Annotated in this window: 12 protein-coding genes; 4 read left to right on the top strand and 8 right to left on the bottom strand. The window is 39.5% G+C overall.

Going from position 1 to position 17,894, the window contains the following annotated elements:
• Positions 1 to 1,469: 1,469 nt before the first annotated feature.
• From H4J61_RS07250 to serA, 4 genes are all read left to right on the top strand, one after another.
• A complete protein-coding gene (locus tag H4J61_RS07250) occupies positions 1,470 to 3,002 on the top strand; it encodes a peptide MFS transporter (protein WP_182138247.1) in 1,533 nt (510 codons plus the stop codon).
• 957 nt (positions 3,003 to 3,959) lie between these two features.
• On the top strand, positions 3,960 to 4,598 hold the full coding sequence (locus tag H4J61_RS07255; RefSeq protein ID WP_310650042.1) for a 5-formyltetrahydrofolate cyclo-ligase: 639 nt from the start codon (positions 3,960 to 3,962) through the stop codon (positions 4,596 to 4,598).
• Positions 4,599 to 4,980: 382 nt separating this feature from the next.
• Positions 4,981 to 5,637, top strand: a complete 657-nt coding sequence (gene rpiA, locus H4J61_RS07260; RefSeq protein WP_182184528.1) for a ribose-5-phosphate isomerase RpiA — start codon at positions 4,981 to 4,983, stop codon at positions 5,635 to 5,637.
• Positions 5,638 to 5,746: 109 nt separating this feature from the next.
• Entirely contained in the window at positions 5,747 to 6,976 is a 1,230-nt protein-coding gene (gene serA, locus H4J61_RS07265) for a phosphoglycerate dehydrogenase (RefSeq protein WP_182138245.1), read from the top strand.
• A 272-nt stretch (positions 6,977 to 7,248) separates the two neighbouring features.
• On the opposite strand, the gene thrC is transcribed toward serA, so the two are convergent.
• From thrC to moeA, 8 genes are all read right to left on the bottom strand, one after another.
• A complete protein-coding gene (gene thrC / locus H4J61_RS07270) occupies positions 7,249 to 8,535 on the bottom strand; it encodes a threonine synthase (RefSeq protein WP_182184529.1) in 1,287 nt (428 codons plus the stop codon).
• 58 nt (positions 8,536 to 8,593) lie between these two features.
• On the bottom strand, positions 8,594 to 9,568 hold the full coding sequence (thrB, locus tag H4J61_RS07275) for a homoserine kinase (protein ID WP_182184530.1): 975 nt from the start codon (positions 9,566 to 9,568) through the stop codon (positions 8,594 to 8,596).
• Positions 9,568 to 12,024 carry a bifunctional aspartate kinase/homoserine dehydrogenase I gene (gene thrA / locus H4J61_RS07280; RefSeq protein WP_182184531.1) on the bottom strand — a complete coding sequence of 819 codons (2,457 nt, stop codon included), beginning with the start codon at positions 12,022 to 12,024 and terminating at the stop codon, positions 9,568 to 9,570. The genes thrB and thrA overlap by 1 nt, the downstream gene beginning before the upstream one ends.
• A 608-nt stretch (positions 12,025 to 12,632) precedes the next feature.
• Positions 12,633 to 13,361 carry a M48 family metallopeptidase gene (locus tag H4J61_RS07285; protein WP_182184532.1) on the bottom strand — a complete coding sequence of 243 codons (729 nt, stop codon included), beginning with the start codon at positions 13,359 to 13,361 and terminating at the stop codon, positions 12,633 to 12,635.
• 194 nt (positions 13,362 to 13,555) lie between these two features.
• Entirely contained in the window at positions 13,556 to 13,960 is a 405-nt protein-coding gene (locus H4J61_RS07290; protein ID WP_182184533.1) for a YebG family protein, read from the bottom strand.
• 413 nt (positions 13,961 to 14,373) lie between these two features.
• Positions 14,374 to 15,759, bottom strand: coding sequence for an ATP-dependent RNA helicase DbpA (gene dbpA / locus H4J61_RS07295; RefSeq protein ID WP_182184534.1), 1,386 nt, complete (start codon positions 15,757 to 15,759; stop codon positions 14,374 to 14,376).
• 113 nt (positions 15,760 to 15,872) lie between these two features.
• Entirely contained in the window at positions 15,873 to 16,598 is a 726-nt protein-coding gene (locus H4J61_RS07300; RefSeq protein WP_182184535.1) for an alpha/beta fold hydrolase, read from the bottom strand.
• A gap of 42 nt (positions 16,599 to 16,640) precedes the next feature.
• Positions 16,641 to 17,879, bottom strand: a complete 1,239-nt coding sequence (gene moeA, locus H4J61_RS07305; protein ID WP_182184536.1) for a molybdopterin molybdotransferase MoeA — start codon at positions 17,877 to 17,879, stop codon at positions 16,641 to 16,643.
• Between the last annotated feature and the right edge of the window lie 15 nt (positions 17,880 to 17,894).

Raw genomic sequence — 17,894 nt, forward strand, 5'->3', positions numbered from 1 at the left:
TAAAAAGTTAATTTTAAGTAAATCACAGGCGAGTCTATCAGTAAGTTTACTTTGATTAAAGTAACTTTTTAAGTACAGTATATTATGCGTTACTCATTAAGATATAAGAGATAAAAGAGATGGCTGTCAGTTAAAGAAACAGCTTTGAGTAAACAAGCCCTTAAGTTATTAGCTGTCAGTTTGAAGTGAAACAGCTTTCATTATACTTGTCTGGTTCTTAATCATTACGCTATGCGTCACTAAACGGCTGACGGACTAAAGTCCGACCTACAAAACAATCGCCTAAATCTACATTATCACCCGTAAGCTCGATGTAGGTTGGACTTTAGTCCATCAAGTTAAATAAAATTTAACTGTTTTCGCATAAATGCGAACGACAAAAAATGCCAACTGCAAATGTTTGTTGGCCCATTTCGTTAATAGCTGCCTATACAGTTGATGGACTAAAGTCCGACCTACAAAACAATCGCCTAAACCTACATTATCACCCGTAAGCTCGATGTAGGTTGGACTTTAGTCCATCAAGTTAAATGAAATTTAACTGTTTTCGCATAAATGCGAACGACAAAAAATGCCAGCTGCAAATGTTTGTTACCCCATTTCGTTAATAGCCCGCTATACAGTTGACGGACTAAAGTCCGACCTACAAAACAATCACTTAAATCTAGATTATCACCCGTAAGCTCGATGTAGGTTGGACTTTAGTCCATCAAGTTAAATGAAATTTAACTGTTTTCGCATAAATGCGAACGACAAAAAATGCCAACTGCAAATGCTTGTTACCCCATTTCGTTAATAGCCGGCTATACAGTTGACGGACTAAAGTCCGACCTACAAAACAATTGCCTAAATCTACATTATCACCCGTAGGCTCGATGTAGGTTGGACTTTAGTCCATCAGGTTAAATGAAATTTAACTGTTTTCGCATAAATGCGAACGACAAAAAATGCCAACTGCAAATGTTTGTTACCCAATTTCGTTAATAGCCCGCTATACAGTTGACGTACTGAAGTCCGACCTACAAAACAATCGCCTAAACCTACATTATCACCCGTAAGCTCGATGAAGGGTGGACTTTAGTCCATCAAGTTAAATGAAATTTAACTGTTTTCGCATAAATGCGAACGACAAAAAATGACAACTGCAAATGCTTGTTACCCCATCTCGTTAATAGCCCGCTGTACAGTTGACGGACTAAAGTCCGACCTATAAAAACATGCTATTGTGCCTTGAAATTAACCTCCTAATTAAAGTGTGTCGGCAGCAAAATCAATTGGTTTGATATAACTTTACATTCATTAACATAAAGATTAACCGCGCTTACTTGCCTTTCGATGCTACCAAAGGTATAAAGCGGGTTGATTAATAAAACTTTTAATTTATCTGAGCACGTTCAACCCGATATATATTCATGTTGAAACAATAATAATTTTAAACCGTGTTTGGTATTACCTATCGAGGATTTTATATGAGTACCCCAAATTCAGAGGCTTTTTATGGCCATCCAGGCGGATTAAAAACACTTTTCGTCACAGAAATGTGGGAACGCATGAGTTATTACGGCATGCGCGCATTGCTTGTTCTTTTTATGACAGCAACCTTACAAGAAGGCGGCTTAGCATTAACTATTGCATCGGCAACCGCTATTTATGGTTTATATACGGGTACCGTCTATTTTATGGGCTTACCCGGCGGTTGGATAGCAGACAGATTACTGGGTGGGCAAAGAGCGGTTTGGTATGGCGGCATTATCATCATGTTTGGCCACATAGTTTTAGCTATCCCAAATGACAAAACATTCTTTATTGGTTTGATTTTAGTTATTTTAGGTACAGGTTTATTAAAGCCTAATATTGGCGCTATGGTTGGCCAATTATATAGTGAAAATGATAAACGCCGTGATAGTGGTTATGCTATTTATTACATGGGCATTAACTTAGGTTCTTTTATTGGCTATTTAGTTTGTGGTTATTTAGCTTCGGATTTTGGTTGGCATTATGCTTTTGGTGCCGCCGCAATAGGCATGGCAGCAGGCCTTATTCAATATAAAATTACTACACCAAAATTAGAAGGTGTTGGCGCAAAACCGGTTGCACCTTTGTCAGCAAAAGGTCAACGCACTAGCTGGATAATTATAGCGGCTTCGCTAGTTGCCATTGCAGTGGTCACTGTTTTAACCTTTGAAGGCATTGTGGTGATAGACCCTATTGCCACAGCACAATATGTCGCAATAGCATTTACCTTAATTTTTGTTATTTATTATGCCATTATTTACTTTTTTAGTGACTTAACCGGCAATGAAAAGAAAAAACTTTGGGCATTATTATTAATTTGTATTGCCTCAGCTTTTTTCTGGTCTGGCTTTGAACAAGCCGGCTCATCATTAAACTTATTCGCTCGTGATTACACTGACCGTATGATAGGTTCGTTTGAAATTCCAACGGCATGGTTTCAGTTCTCTAATGCTATGTTTATTGTTTTGCTATCACCTTTTTTCGCCGCATTTTGGATTAAATTAGGTCAAAGAATGGTTACACCGGCATACGGCATTAAATGTGCTGTTGGCTTAATTATTATGGCAAGTGGCTTTATCGTGATGTTTTTTGCCGCACAATATGCAGCCAGTGGCTTACAAGTTGCGCCCGGTTGGCTAATTACCACTTACTTTTTACACACAGTTGGTGAATTATGCTTAAGTCCTATCGCCTTAAGTGCCGTGAGTAAATTATCACCGAGAAGATTTGCTGGCCAAATGATGGGTGTATTTGTTTTAACCTATTCAATTGGTAATATTATTTCTGGTTTGCTTGCTGGTAATTACGATCCAAACAACGTTGAACAAATTCCAGCGTTATATATTCAAATCAGTCTATTTAGTATTGGTATTGGTATTATTATTTTACTCATTGGCTTGAAATCTAGATTCTGGGAAGCGCTAGAAACAGAAGAAGATGACACTTCATCGCCAGTTAAAGGTAAAAGCACAACATCTACTGCATAATTATTTTGAATAATTAACAGTAAAAATAGCCAACTAGATGTTGGCTATTTTTTTGTCTATGAAAATTTTTTACTGATAGCTACAGCTTAAAACCTGTTGGACTAAAGTCCAACCTACATAAGAACATACGGGTGATAATATAGATTTAAGCGATTGTTTTGTAGGTCGGACTTTAGTCCGTCAACCGTACAGCGAATACAAAACCTAGTGGCATAAAACCAAGCAGACAAATAAACTGAAAACTATTTTTCTTTAAACCTGACAGCTTCAAATTTTCAACTGATAGCTGCTTTTTAAACCTGTTGGACTAAATCCAACCTACATCGGGCCTACATAGAGCCTAAAGGTGATAATGTAAATGTTAAGCGATTGTTTTGTAGGTCGGACTTTAGTCCGTCAACCTTACAGCGAATACAAAACCTAGTGGCATAAAACCAACCAGAAAAATAAACTGAAAACTATTATTCTTTAAATCTGACAGCTCAAAACTTAAAGCTGAGCGCTGTCTTTTAAAACCTGATGGACTAAAGTCCAACCTACATAGAGCCTGCGGGTGATAATGTAAATGTTAAACGATTATTTTGTAGGTCGGACTTTAGTCCGTCAACCGTACAGCGAATACAAAACCTAGTGACATAAAACCAAGCAGACAAATAAACTGAAAACTATTTTTCTTTAGACCTGACAGCTTCAAATTTTCAACTGATAGCTGCTTTTTAAACCTGTTGGACTAAAGTCCAACCTACATCGGGCATACATAGAGCCTAAAGGTGATAATGTAAATGTTAAGCGATTGTTTTGTAGGTCGGACTTTAGTCCGTCAACCGTACAGCGAATACAAAACGTACTGTGATAAAGCCAAACAGACAAATAAACTGAAAGCTATTTTTTAAATCTGATAGCTAAAAACTTCAAACTAAAAGCTGTGTTTTAAAACCTAATGAGAAAACGCTATTGATGATGTCTACACGAAATGAAATAAGAAAATCACTTAGGACTAAACGTCAAAGTCTTAGTGAGGTTGAGCAACAACAGTTCTCCGATGATTTACTCATTCAACTCAGCGCTCGTAGCGATGTGCTAGCAGCAAAAAATATTGCGCTTTATTTAGCAAATGACAGTGAGCTTGATGCTATGCCCTTTATAAAATGGTGTTGGCAAAACAACAAAAAGACCTACTTACCGGTTATTCATCCTTTTAGTCATGGGCAGTTATTGTTTCTCCATTATGATGAAAACAGTGTCATGAAAAAAAATAACTATGGCATTTTAGAACCTAAACTTGACGTGCGTTTGATTAAAACTATCGGCGAAATAGATATTATTTTTACCCCCTTGGTTGCGTTTGACCCATTAGGTAATCGTTTAGGCATGGGCGGCGGATTCTATGATAGAACCTTATCATCATGGTATCAGCAATACCGCCATCAGCATCAACCGCTTGACGTTACACCAAGCAAGTTAACAAAGCCTTATCCAATAGGCTTAGCGCATGACATCCAATTAATAGACGCTATTCCCGCACAACTGTGGGATATTCCGCTACCTGAAATTATTACGCCAACAAGACAATATAAGTTTGATATCCATAAATAAAACCTGATTAATTCGATACTATTGTTATAATACTGACCATAGATAGTTAAGAGATAGCTGTTCGTTTTAAGCTCTCAGCTTTCAGTCAGTTACTACAGACATAGTTAAAATATAGCTCGAAAACTTCTTTTGATTTATAACTACCTCTTACTGAATGCTAATCACTTATTACTTTTAACTGATCACTATATTTTACTGACAGCTGACCGCTTACAACTAATAGCTAGTAACTAATAACTGATCACTATATTGTACTGACAGCTGACCGCTTAAAACTGAAAGCTAACCACTGATTACTATATTTTACTGAAAGCTTACAACTGATAGCTGATAGCTATCTTTTACTGATAGCTAATAACTTTTTTATTTAAACAGGCCTATTATGACTCAAGATGACATGAAAAAAGCGGCTGCAATAAAAGCCCTAGACTATATCAAAGCAGATACCATTGTTGGTGTTGGTACTGGCTCAACGGTAAATTATTTTATCGACGCCCTTGCTACCATTAAAGATAAAATTATTGGCGTAGTGTCCAGCTCTGAAGGCTCAACTGAGCGTTTAAAATCATATGGTATTGAAGTGTTTGATCTTAATAACGTTGACGGTATTGATGTTTATGTTGATGGCGCTGATGAAATTAGCCCTCACCTGCATATGATCAAAGGTGGCGGTGCTGCCCTTACCCGCGAAAAAATTGTGGCTGCAGTGGCAAAAACCTTTATCTGTATCGCCGATGACACTAAGCAAGTGCCTATGTTAGGTCGTTTCCCATTGCCGGTAGAAGTCATTCCAATGGCGCGCAGTTATGTCGCCAGAGAGCTGGTAAAATTAGGTGGTGATCCGGTTTATCGCCAAGGGGTTATTACTGACAACGGCAATGTTATTCTTGATGTGCATAACTTAAAAATAATGGACCCTAAAGCATTAGAAAATAGCATTAACGCTATTGTTGGTGTTGTGACTAATGGCTTGTTTGCTAATCGTCCAGCAAATGTCTTAATTATCGGCAGTGCAGAGGGTACAAAAATAATAAAATAACACTTTAGAGTTTATACCCTATATGGTATTTTAGGTATCTAGCCATCTAAAAGCTTATTTGAAATATATTTAAGTACATCAATGTTTGATCGAGAGAAGATAAACTATCATGAGCAACAATTCACTAGCAAAAGACAAGATTAAGATACTACTTCTAGAAGGTGTTCACCAGAGCGCCCTTGAAGAGCTGAAAAATAAAGGCTATTCAAATATTGAATATATTAAAGCCTCACTTTCAGAAGCAGAGCTAATTAAGAAAATTGCCGACGTGCATTTTGTTGGTATACGTTCTCGCACTGACTTAAATAAAAATGTTTTAAGCCACGCTAAAAAGCTGGTTGCTATTGGTTGCTTCTGTATTGGTACCAATCAAGTAGACAAAGCCGCAGCACAATCATTTGGTATCCCAGTATTTAACGCGCCATTTTCAAATACCCGCTCTGTCGCTGAGTTAGTATTGGGCGAAACATTATTATTATTACGTGGTATTCCAGAAAAAAGTGCCCAAGCACATCGTGGTGTTTGGAATAAATCAGCTACGGGTTCAGTTGAAGCCAGAGGCAAAACCTTAGGCATTATCGGTTATGGTCATATTGGTATGCAACTTGGCATACTAGCCGAAACTTTAGGGATGAAAGTTCGCTTTTTCGATATTGAAACTAAGCTGCCTTTAGGCAATGCCAGCCAAGCGCCGACTATGACTTCATTATTGAAAGAAGCGGATGTTATTAGTTTGCATGTACCTGAAACGCCACAAACCAAAAATATGATGGGTGCAGCAGAATTTGAGGTCATGAAACAGGGTGTTATCTTTATTAATGCTTCGCGCGGCACTGTCGTTGATATTGATGCCTTAGCCGAGGCATTAACCAGTAAAAAAGTGGCTGGTGCAGCAATTGACGTATTCCCAGTTGAACCTAAAAGTAATGACGATGAGTTTTTTAGCCCGTTACGTGCCTTTGATAACGTGATTTTAACGCCACATATTGGTGGCAGCACTAAAGAAGCGCAAGAAAATATTGGCCTTGAAGTAGCCAGTAAACTAGCTAAATATTCAGACAATGGTTCAACATTATCTGCCGTTAATTTTCCTGAAGTATCCTTACCTGGGCATCTTGGCACCAGTCGTTTATTACACATTCACCACAATAGACCTGGGGTGTTAACGCAAATCAACCAAATGTTTGCCAAACTTAATATCAATATTGCCGCTCAGTATTTACAAACCGCTGACCAAATTGGCTATGTAGTTATTGATATTGAAGCTGAAAATGGCAAGTTAGCCTTAAAAGAATTAAAACAGATTGATGCAACAATCAGAGTAAGATTATTAAACTAATATCACTGCTGATTTGAAAAACTAAAAAGCCAAAGAATATTTTCTTTGGCTTTTTTATTTCTGCTACAGTTTACGCTATATCACACTATGTTAAGTGCCTAACTTGGCAAGAAAAATACCGATTTACCATGACTCACCGTAAAAATTTACTCACCTCACAGCGACTTGCCTCACAGCTACTTGACCCCAGCCTTGCTATACTTTCTGCAGATAAAAGGCAGTAAAAACTGCCCTTTAACACTAGCCTGATCTTACGCTAACCAGCGCAGTAACTAATTGAGTAAGTAAGCTCTAAGTTCAGCAAAGTCGGTTGAACTTGTGGTTGATAAAATGGTTTCACTCGCACAATCGGCAAGCTCTTTTGGCAAGCCTATCGGTTGTCCTAAGGTACTTTCAACAATATCTTTAAATTTCGCTGGATGCGCGGTACCCAAAAATACACCAAATTCAGTATCTAGGGCATTATATTGCAGCGCTCTATAAGCAACCGCGGCATGAGGTTCACTGATGTAACCAAGTTTAGCCAGTTGGATCATCGCCATTTGTGTTTGCTCTTCATCAATTGATACTGAACTGACACAATCTTGCTCAACTAATCCCGCTTTTAACATATGTTCTATACGTGGCCAATTATTGGGGTTACTAACATCCATGGCATTAGAAATGGTTGCAACTGTTTCATTAGGTGTCCATTCGCCGGTTTTTAAATAGCGAGGCACGGTATCATTGGCATTTGTGGCGGCAATAAAACGCTTAATAGGTAAACCTAAGGCTTTAGCAAAAAGTCCGGCGGTAAGGTTACCAAAATTACCACTGGGAATAGCAAAAACAATATCTCTAAGAGCATCAGTGCCTTTTTGACGATAAAGTTGTGCAACCGCTTCAAAGTAATAACAAATTTGTGCCAACAAACGACTAATATTAATCGAGTTAGCTGAATTTAACCCAATAGCCTCTTTAAGCTCTTGATCATCAAAAGACTGTTTAACAAGCGTCTGACAGTCGTCAAACGTGCCTTCTACCGCAATAGTGCGAATATTACCGCCTAAGGTAGTAAACATTTTTTCCTGTAATAAACTTATTTTTCCTTTCGGATATAAGATCACGACATCAATGTTGTCAATACCGTGAAAAGCATGTGCCACGGCAGCGCCAGTATCACCGGAGGTTGCGGTTAAAATAGTGACTTTTTTGCCTTCACCAAACGCTTGTAAACATTTGGCCATAAAGCGAGCACCAAAATCTTTAAACGCCAGTGTCGGTCCATGAAATAATTCTAGTATGGCTCTACGTTCACTAATAGGCTGTATTTGCGCTGGAAAATTAAAGGCGTCAGTAACAATTTCAGTTAACTGCTCTTCGGTTAAATCTTCACTAACAAAAGGGTAAAGTACTTTAACGCTACGCTCAACCATCGGCAGCGCAAGTAAGGCTTCAATATCATCAAAGCGGGGAATTTCTTCTGGAAAAAACAAGCCCTGATTACGCCCTAAGCCTTGCTTTACCGCGCCAGCAAAACTGACTCTTTCATCGTTTTCTTTTAAATTATAAAATTTCACACTCAATTCCTATATAGGGTTTAATCTCGAGGTTTAAAGCAACAGATAGCATTGCGCTTTAAGGTAAACTCACTGCACCTTGAGTATCAGCTTGGCAAACATGAACAAATCCTTCACTGCTGCCGTTAGCTGATGTTTGTAAATAATTGTCGTTTAACCAAGCAGCAAATTCTGTTGCTTTTGCTAGATCGTCTGTGACACAAAAAAGTGTTGGGCCTGAGCCAGAAATGCCAACCGCCAAGCAGCCCTGTTGTGTTAAATAACTTGCCGCTTCGCTGTAGCCAGGTAAAATTGATTTTCGATAAGGCTCAGCAACCACATCAGTTAATACGGCAAAGGCTTGCGCTTTATCACCGCGATGACAAGCATCAACAAATGTGGCGAAATTCTGCCCAAAACTGATCAAGTCAGCACGAGAATAAGCGTTTGGTAATATCTCTCTTGCTGCTTTGGTTGATATTTCAATGCCTGGGTATGCCATGACAAAATAACAATCTTGAAATGGCGGTAAATTACGGGCAATGATATCGTGGTCGGGCACCATTAGCTGCATACCCCCTAAAAAACATGGTGCAACATTGTCGTAGTGAAGACTACCACTAATTTGTGCTTCCATCTTTCCCATCATTTTTAACAGCGCTTGCTTTGAAAAACTAAACTGATGGTATTTTTCATAAAAAGCATTTAAGCCGGCAATAGCTGCCACCACTGAACAGGCGCTAGAGCCTAATCCGCTGCCCACTGGCATACGTTTATCTAAGCTTATTTTTACTTCAACACTCGCCTGTTTACTGGCAAATAATTCTTTATTAAACAAGAGTAAACACTGCCAAACAATATTTAGCTTAACATCACTGGGTAACTTATGTGCAAAATCACCGGTAACCGTTAATTGATCGCCGTCATTACTAGGGCTAACCGTCACCACATCACCCAATAATGTGCCATCAACGGGTTTAACCGCTAAACCTAAAACATCAAAACCGACATTAACGTTGCCAATTGAAGCAGGTGCAAATACTGAAACGCTCATTAGTGTTGTTGCTCCCATGCTAATGTTCTTAATAAATCACCAAAAACACCGGCAGCAGTTACCGCAGCGCCAGCACCATAACCCCGTAAAACGAAAGGTAATGGTTGATAATAGCGGCTATGAATCGCTAAAGCGTTTTCGCCATCTTTAACACTATATAAAGGATGTTCTTTGCCGACAGCTTCGATAGTCACCTGACATTTTCCTTCAACGATGTTACCCATGTACCTAAGCACTTTGCCATCCGCTTTTGCGAGATTAATTCGCTCGGCAAAGGCCTGATCTAAGCTTGGTAAATTACTCATAAAGGTGGCTACGTCGCCACTAGCGTCAAATGAGTTAGCCAACACTGGCTCTATTTCAATGTCATCTAGTTCTAACGCCATACCGGCTTCTCTAGCCATAATAAGCAATTTACGCGCTACGTCCATACCGCTCAGGTCATCGCGCGGATCAGGTTCAGTAAAGCCTTGTTCTTTGGCTAAATTAGTTGCTTGAGATAAGGTCATGCCCTCATCAAGTTTACCAAATATATAGGATAAAGAGCCTGATAATATCCCTTCAAAGCGCACCAGTTCATCACCGGCTTTCAGTAAGTTTTGTAAGGTATCAATCACAGGTAAACCTGCGCCAACGGTCGTTTCATATAAAAATCGACGGTTGGTTTTTTGTGCTGCTGTTCGTAGTGCTTGATAATACTGCCAAGAGTCTGTGTTGGCTTTCTTATTGGGCGTTACCACATTAAAACCTGCTTCTAAGTAATCCACATATTGCAACGCGAGTGCTTCATTAGATGTACAATCAACTAATACCGGGTTAATTAAATGATTTTGACGCACAAAGTCTTTAATGTTTTCAACATTAACCGCCACAGGTTGTTGCCTTAAGTTTTCCTGCCAATTTGCCGCATCAATACCTTCACTGTTAAATACCATGCCTTTACTATTAGCCAAACCATAGACTCTTAGTGAGATATTGTCTGTGGTCAGTTTTGCCTGTTGGCGCGCTATTTGCGCAAGTAACTCACTACCTACCACACCACAGCCAACTAAAAATACATCGATAGATTTTTTGTGTGAGAAAAAGTTTTGATGACTCACTTTCATAGCATCAGTGCACTTTCTACTTTCGATAACGACAGAAATACTACGCTCTGACGAGTCTTGCGCAATCGCCACCACATTGACTCTGGCTTGTGCCAATGAAGCGAAAAATTTTGCCGCCACACCTTGCTGATGATTCATACCATCGCCAACTAACGACACAATCGACATTTCAGGGGTTAATGATAACGGCTCTAGTAAACCGTTTAACAATTCCAATTCAAATTCTTCTTGTAGACTGCGCTCTGCTTTAACGGCATCAGACGAGTAAATACAAAAACTAATACAATATTCGCTTGAAGATTGACTGATTAAAATTAAAGAAACATTTTCACGACTCATAGTAGCAAAAACTCGACTTGCCATACCTACCATGCCTTTCATACCAGGGCCGGAAACATTCACCATGGTTAAGTCATCTAGGTTTGAAATCGCTTTAACCCGCTTTTGCTGATCATTTTCATTAGCAATTAAGGTGCCTGGCGCGTCAGGATTACCGGTATTTTTAATTAAACAAGGGATATGGTACTGGGCAATCGGTCCAATCGTTTTAGGGTGTAAAACACTGGCGCCAAAATAAGACAGCTCCATCGCTTCTTGGTAGGATAAATAATCTAATAATTGCGCTTCTTTGATTAAGCGAGGATCAGCATTATAAACGCCGTCAACATCAGTCCAAATTTCGCAATACTCGGCGTCACTACAAACCGCTAATACGGCTGCAGAATAGTCTGAGCCATTGCGGCCTAAGGTGGTTATATTGCCTAGGCTATCAACACCAATAAAACCAGGCATAAGCGCTATGGTATTGAGTTCGTTATATACATGTTGAAACTTTTCTTTACATAACACCAAGTCAGCCACTGCATTCATAGCAACATCATTAGTGCGTAAAAACTTTTCGGGTTCAATAATACTGACTTCAATGGCGTCAACTGACAGTACCGATTGCAACAAGGCTACACTTAAGCGCTCACCAATACTGATAATACGCGCACGTATATGTTCAGGACAAAATGACAGTAATGTGGCGCCATGCAAGTATCGACTTAACTGGTGTTCCCAAGTGGCTAGTACTTGCTCGCTATGTTGCTGGCAAAAATCGGGCAATGTGGCGGATAAGTCGTTAATAATATTTTCAATTGCGTGTTTAAAATGCAGTAAGTCACTTTGCAACTTTTCTTCATTGGAAATATTCTCTGCCATCGCTACCAGATGATTAGTAACGCCCTGAGGCGCAGAGACAACAATAGCAAGACTAGAAGACTTACTTTTATTTTTGATGATATTTGCCACTTCAATAAAGCGCTGAGCTGAAGCCAAAGAGGAACCACCAAATTTTAATACACGCATTTTTACTCCTAAATCCTAAAACAAAAAAAGCCCGTAACCTTATAGGTCACGGGCTTTATAAAATTGACAAATTCTACACGTCAGCCGATGACCACCATTCCGGTGAGGGTGGTAGTGATAATAATAATAATTCGGCTAAGTAGAATATTCATAGGCTATAAAATGCCTGATATGGGTTTTTCTGTCAACTGATTTTTATGAATAAAAAAAACTAATATATGTATAAAAGTGAGGTGGATTGAATATTTTTATAAAATATTCATCTAACAGCCCTGTTTTTAATTAAGTAGCTGTAATTAGACTGACATTTTTGTGCTTAATAAAGGTTATCTTAGACGCCTCATCAAGTCTGCAATAATGCTTTTGTTAGCGACACAAAAACTGACTTTACAATGGGGTAACACGCGATAATTTACACTGAAAGAATTTTCCCCTGCTCAGCAAAAACAGAAAAACACCCTAAGCAATAATTTTATTTTTTGCCCCCCTAACTAAAGCAGGTTCCCACAGTAAACAATTAACATCATGCTATTGTCCCGCTTGCCTTTAAAATGAAAATTGTCTCAGTCGAGAAGCAGTATGGTCACTACAGTGCTGTATTTAAACGACTACGACCACTGTAGATAGGCTTGGTGTTGTTGCACCCAACGCTTGGCACTTTGATATTCTGGATAATGCTCGGCCACTAATTGCCAAAATTTTGTCGAGTGATTCATGTGCTCTAAATGAGACAATTCATGAATAATAACGTAGTCAATTACCCAAGTAGGCAGCATTTTCAATAAATAATTAAAACTCAATTCGCCGCGGCTATTACAACTTCCCCAACGTGCTTTGTATTTTCTCACTTTAAATGACGAGGCATGCAGCGACATTTGTTGTGAAAAAATCACAAGATTATGCTCAATGTAGTCTTCAACACAGGCTTTAAACCAAGATTCGATTTGCGATTTTATTTTTGTGCTAACAATAGCTGAGTTTAGAGCGTGGGATTTATAGCGAGGGTTAAGCACTACGGTTAAACTTTGTGCTAACTTATTGTGCATAACATTTTTCTGACCAAAATCAATCAGTACACTATGAGGCAAACCATCAATATATAGGCTTGGATGCTTACCTAGCGTTTCATCAGAAAATTGCAGCGTAAAATGAGGGCTCAGCACTATACTTTCTTTTTGCTCGGCCACCTTTTGCTGCAACCACGGCAATTTAGCTTGTATAAGCTGCTCAACATAAGTTGTTTTAACAAACCTTGGCGCTCTAACAATAACTTTTGCGTTACTGACTTGTAACGCAATAGTCTTTCGGCGCGAACTACGTATCAGCTGATATTCCAAAACGCTACCCTAAGACATCAACTTATATCAAGTTAAGTGGGTGTCTTTATTAGTCAACTTGCGATAAACAATACTGTCATATTATGGTCATATTACAGTCATATGATGGCCATATGATAACTCAGTAAACTTTAGCTCAGAAGAGTAAAGTTATTCATAAGTTACTTTCACGCCTACCGGTATTGAAACCGTTGCTAAGCGGCGTCAGATTTAGCTTTACTACTCGCTTTAACGCCAGCTGCTTTAGGTTTTTTTACTGACTCAGTTGTAGCTTTAACGCTATCAGCTTCAACAGTATCATTAGCTAACTCTGCTGTGTCTTTCGTCTTTTTTTGACTGCTGCCAGTGGATTTTTTACTGACGACTTTAGCTTTTTTTGCCTGTAACGCAACCAGTACCTCTTCACGGTTTTGCGCTAAATAAACACTCAGTTCTTCACGGATACTTTCTGAAAGCTCGACCGGTGCTTGTTCAAAAATTTCAGATAAACCATCTGCAATATCAAGCATTTTGTCGTATTCATCTGCGGCTCTTTTATCCATGAATGTTTCTACCTCTACAGCTTTTCTTATGACGACATATCGACTTTCAACTGCCATTATTATCCCTTAATTAACTATTATTTAACTATTTACCAAACTCGACTCATTGCTATGCTGCAGTAAGAACATGCATATACCAGCACCACAGTAGCAACAACTGTATATATTAACAGCATCATACCCTGATTACTTTAAATTACCAAAGGCTATTATTAACCCGCACTATTTTCATCATGGCTATCGTTCGATATATGACCTTACTATTATGACCTTACTATGCGTTAATATTTATCACAAGCTCAACAGGAGTAAAGCCCGATATTGAAAAATCAAGGTGAATTTGAAGTGATGACACTTAAGTGATGACAGTAAGAGCTATGCTTTAGAAATGATAGTTTGCTGACTAACCAGGTACTCAAATTTGCCACTGAGTACCTAGTTAGTCACCTGGATATGCTAGGGGAACAGTCTTATTTTAATTCTTTAACCCTAAAAGTACGGCCTTTTAACTTACCATGGGTTAATTTATTTAACGCTTTTTTAATCACCATTTTATCTACAGCGACATAGGCCCAATTTGCGCCTAGTTGGATTTTACCTACTTGCTCAAAGGTTATGCCGTTTTCACCGGTCAATGCACCGACGATATCGCCTGGTCGCACTTTTTGCTTTTTACCGCCGTCGATTTGTATTGTCGTCATTTTTGGCGTAAATATACTGCGCTCTAAGGCCTCACTACTAGGCAATTCTTCGCCTTCAATGCTGCGCTCTAAGTAATCTTCTAACAAGCCAATTTTATAGCTGTCTTTTTTATTAAATAAAGAAAAAGCATAACCCGTGCTGCCTGCACGACCAGTGCGGCCAATACGGTGAATATGAACTTCACTGTCGTGGGCAATATGATAATTAAATACCGCATCAAGCGCTTCAATATCTAAGCCACGAGCGGCAACGTCAGTCGCCACCAGTATTGAGGCACTTTTATTCGAAAAACGTACTAAGGTTTGATCTCGATCTCTTTGCTCTAAATCGCCATGTAAGGCGACAACACCAAAACCATAGGCCGCTAATTTATTAGCTACACTCTGGGTTTCTACTTTGGTATTACAAAATATGACGCTCGACTCAGGCTGATGAGTTAACAGCAGTAAACGAATCGCCATGAGGCGGTCTTCATCACTGTCTACCTGATAAAAATGCTGTGAAATAGTGCTACTTTCATGGCTTGATTCTACTTTTATCACAGCCGGAGTTTGCAAATAGCTATTGGCTATTTTTTGAATCTGTTGTGCAAAGGTAGCGCTGAACAATAAGGTTTGTCTTTGCTGAGGCATTTTAGCCACAATGTTATCTAAAGCCGCTTGAAAACCCATATCAAGCATACGGTCAGCTTCATCTAACACTAAGGTGTCAACATGCTCTAATGACAAGGTGCCACGACCTAAATGATCTTCGATTCGCCCTGGCGTGCCAACAATAATATGTGCGCCATGTTCCAATGAACCCACTTGCGGGCCAAACGGTGTACCACCACATAACGTTAGCACTTTAATGTTATGCACAGCTCTTGCTAGCTTTCTAATTTCTTTCGCTACTTGATCGGCTAATTCGCGTGTCGGGCAAAGGACTAAGGTTTGAATTCTAAACTTTTTAACTTGTAGTTTATTCAAAAGGCCAAGACCAAATGCGGCTGTTTTGCCAGAGCCGGTTTTACCTTGGGCAATAACATCTTGTCCCGCTAAAATAGCTGGTAGGCTTTTCGCTTGTATTTCTGTCATCTCATGGTAACCCATTGATGAAAGGTTTTCTAAAAGTGCCGGTTGCAAGCTAAGTGATGAAAATTTGCTGTCGCTCAACGTAAAGTCCTAAGGTAAAAAATAATTGTCGCTATTTTACACGCTTTCGCTCAGGCAAACACAGCTTTAGACAATTAAATTATTAACCACTGGGCAGCTGACAAAAAGTAGCATTAGCTAGTCAACAAATGCATTAGCATAGTGGCAAAAGCTTGAGGTGATTCTAATGGTAACATGTGGCCAGTATGAGGGATTTCTTTTAACACAATTTGACTCGCGCCGTGCAGCGCTTGCTTTAATGAAGCAAGATCAACTAAGTTATCCGCATCGCCAACTAGCAGGGTAATAGGTAAGGATAATCGAGCTAAACCAGGCAATAAGTTGGGCCTATGCATAGAAATTCTGAGTTGATGCAATAACACATCAACACCCAACGTGCGGTCCATAGCAACGATGATTTGCTTTATATCTTGATAACCTTGTCGATTAAGTTGCTTAATCTCTGGGTGTAATAAGTCATCAACACGCTTATCTGGAATACCACAATAACCGCGCTGGCTTATCAAATCAGTAGTACGTTTACGTTGCTTAATTTCGGCTATGGGTAAATTTTTCGGAAAATTAGAGACTATCAGTAAGTGTTTAAGTTTATTCTTGAGCTTTAAGGCTATGGCACTCGCAATATAACCGCCTAATGAAAAACCCACTAATATCGCCTTATGTGCAACGATTTTTTCTGCCAAAGCACTCACCACTTCGTCCATACAACCGGTATTTGGGATCACCAAAGAGATTAATTGGTGATCTTCATGACATTGCTCTTGTAGCCGCTGCCATACAGGCAACCACAAATGCTCATCGCACATAGTACCGGGAATAAAGTAAATAGTTTGTGACACTTTTATCCCTTGTAGGTTTTTTTGAGTGCTACTTTGTCTAAATTATGATGCAAAGTAGCGCTCAAACAAGCGAACATTGACTACGTCTCCAGCCGGCACTCGACCTTGCTCAGCAGGTAAAACAATATAACAATTGGCCGACGAGATACTGGTTAAAATGCCGGAGCCTTGACTGCCTGTGCTATTGACCATTAACTCACCTGTGTGGTCATAAGAGAGAACACCGCGCTGAAAGTCCATGCGCCCGGGTGACTTTTTTAACTCAGTAATAGTTTTTGCTTTTAAGGTTATCGCCGGTGTTGAGTGACAGTTTTGTAATTTAATCAGCGCTGGTATGGCTAACAGGTCCGCGGTTACCATGGCAGAAACGGGGTTACCCGGTAAGCCAAAAAACACACTGTTCGGCAATTTACCAAAGGCAAAGGGTTTACCGGGTTTCATCGCTATTTTCCAAAAGGCAATTTCACCAATTTGTTCAAGCACGAGTTTAGTATAATCTGCCTCACCTACCGACACACCGCCAGAAGAAATCACGGCGTCAGCTTGGGCATCTGCTTGAATAAACGCCGATCTTATCGCATCTTCATCATCAGCAATAACGCCAAAATTAATAACATTAACGTTTAAGTTCTTTAACATAGCCGCGAGCGCGTAACTGTTACTTTCAAAAATATCACCACTGCCTAAAGGCTCGCCTAATGCTTTTAGCTCATCACCTGTTGCAATTAACGCGACATTAAGCTGGCGAAATACAGTTAATTCATGAATACCAAGAGAAGCTAATACACCAATATCAATAGCAGACAAACGCCGACCTTGGGTAAAAACCAGTTGGTCTTGCTTAATATCTTCACCGGCATAGCGTACATTGTCAGCCAATTTACGCTGCCCTAAAAGTTTAACGCTCTGGCCTACTACTTGGCAATTTTCTTGCATTTCTACGCTATCACAACCAGCCGGCATTTTAGCGCCTGTCATAATACGAATACATTCACCTTCACCACAGACCCCTGCAAAAGGCTGCCCAGCCATAGAGCGACCAGCTAAACTTAAGCTCGCTTGCTTGGCCAAACTCGCATGGGCGAAAGCATAACCGTCCATAGCGGAATTATTATGCGGTGGCACATTAATTGGGCTAGTTATATCTGTTGATAAAACTCTACCTAAGCTTGCAGCTAAGCTAATATTTTCAAGGTCGGTAATCGGGGTAATAGCCGCTAGCATTGTTTCTAATGCTTGTTCAAAGGGCATTAATCCGGGTGCAGAATAACAATCAACCATAATAAACTCTTCCAA

The sequence above is a fragment of the Colwellia sp. MB3u-4 genome, assembly GCF_014077065.1.
Taxonomy (GTDB): Bacteria; Pseudomonadota; Gammaproteobacteria; order Enterobacterales; family Alteromonadaceae; genus Cognaticolwellia.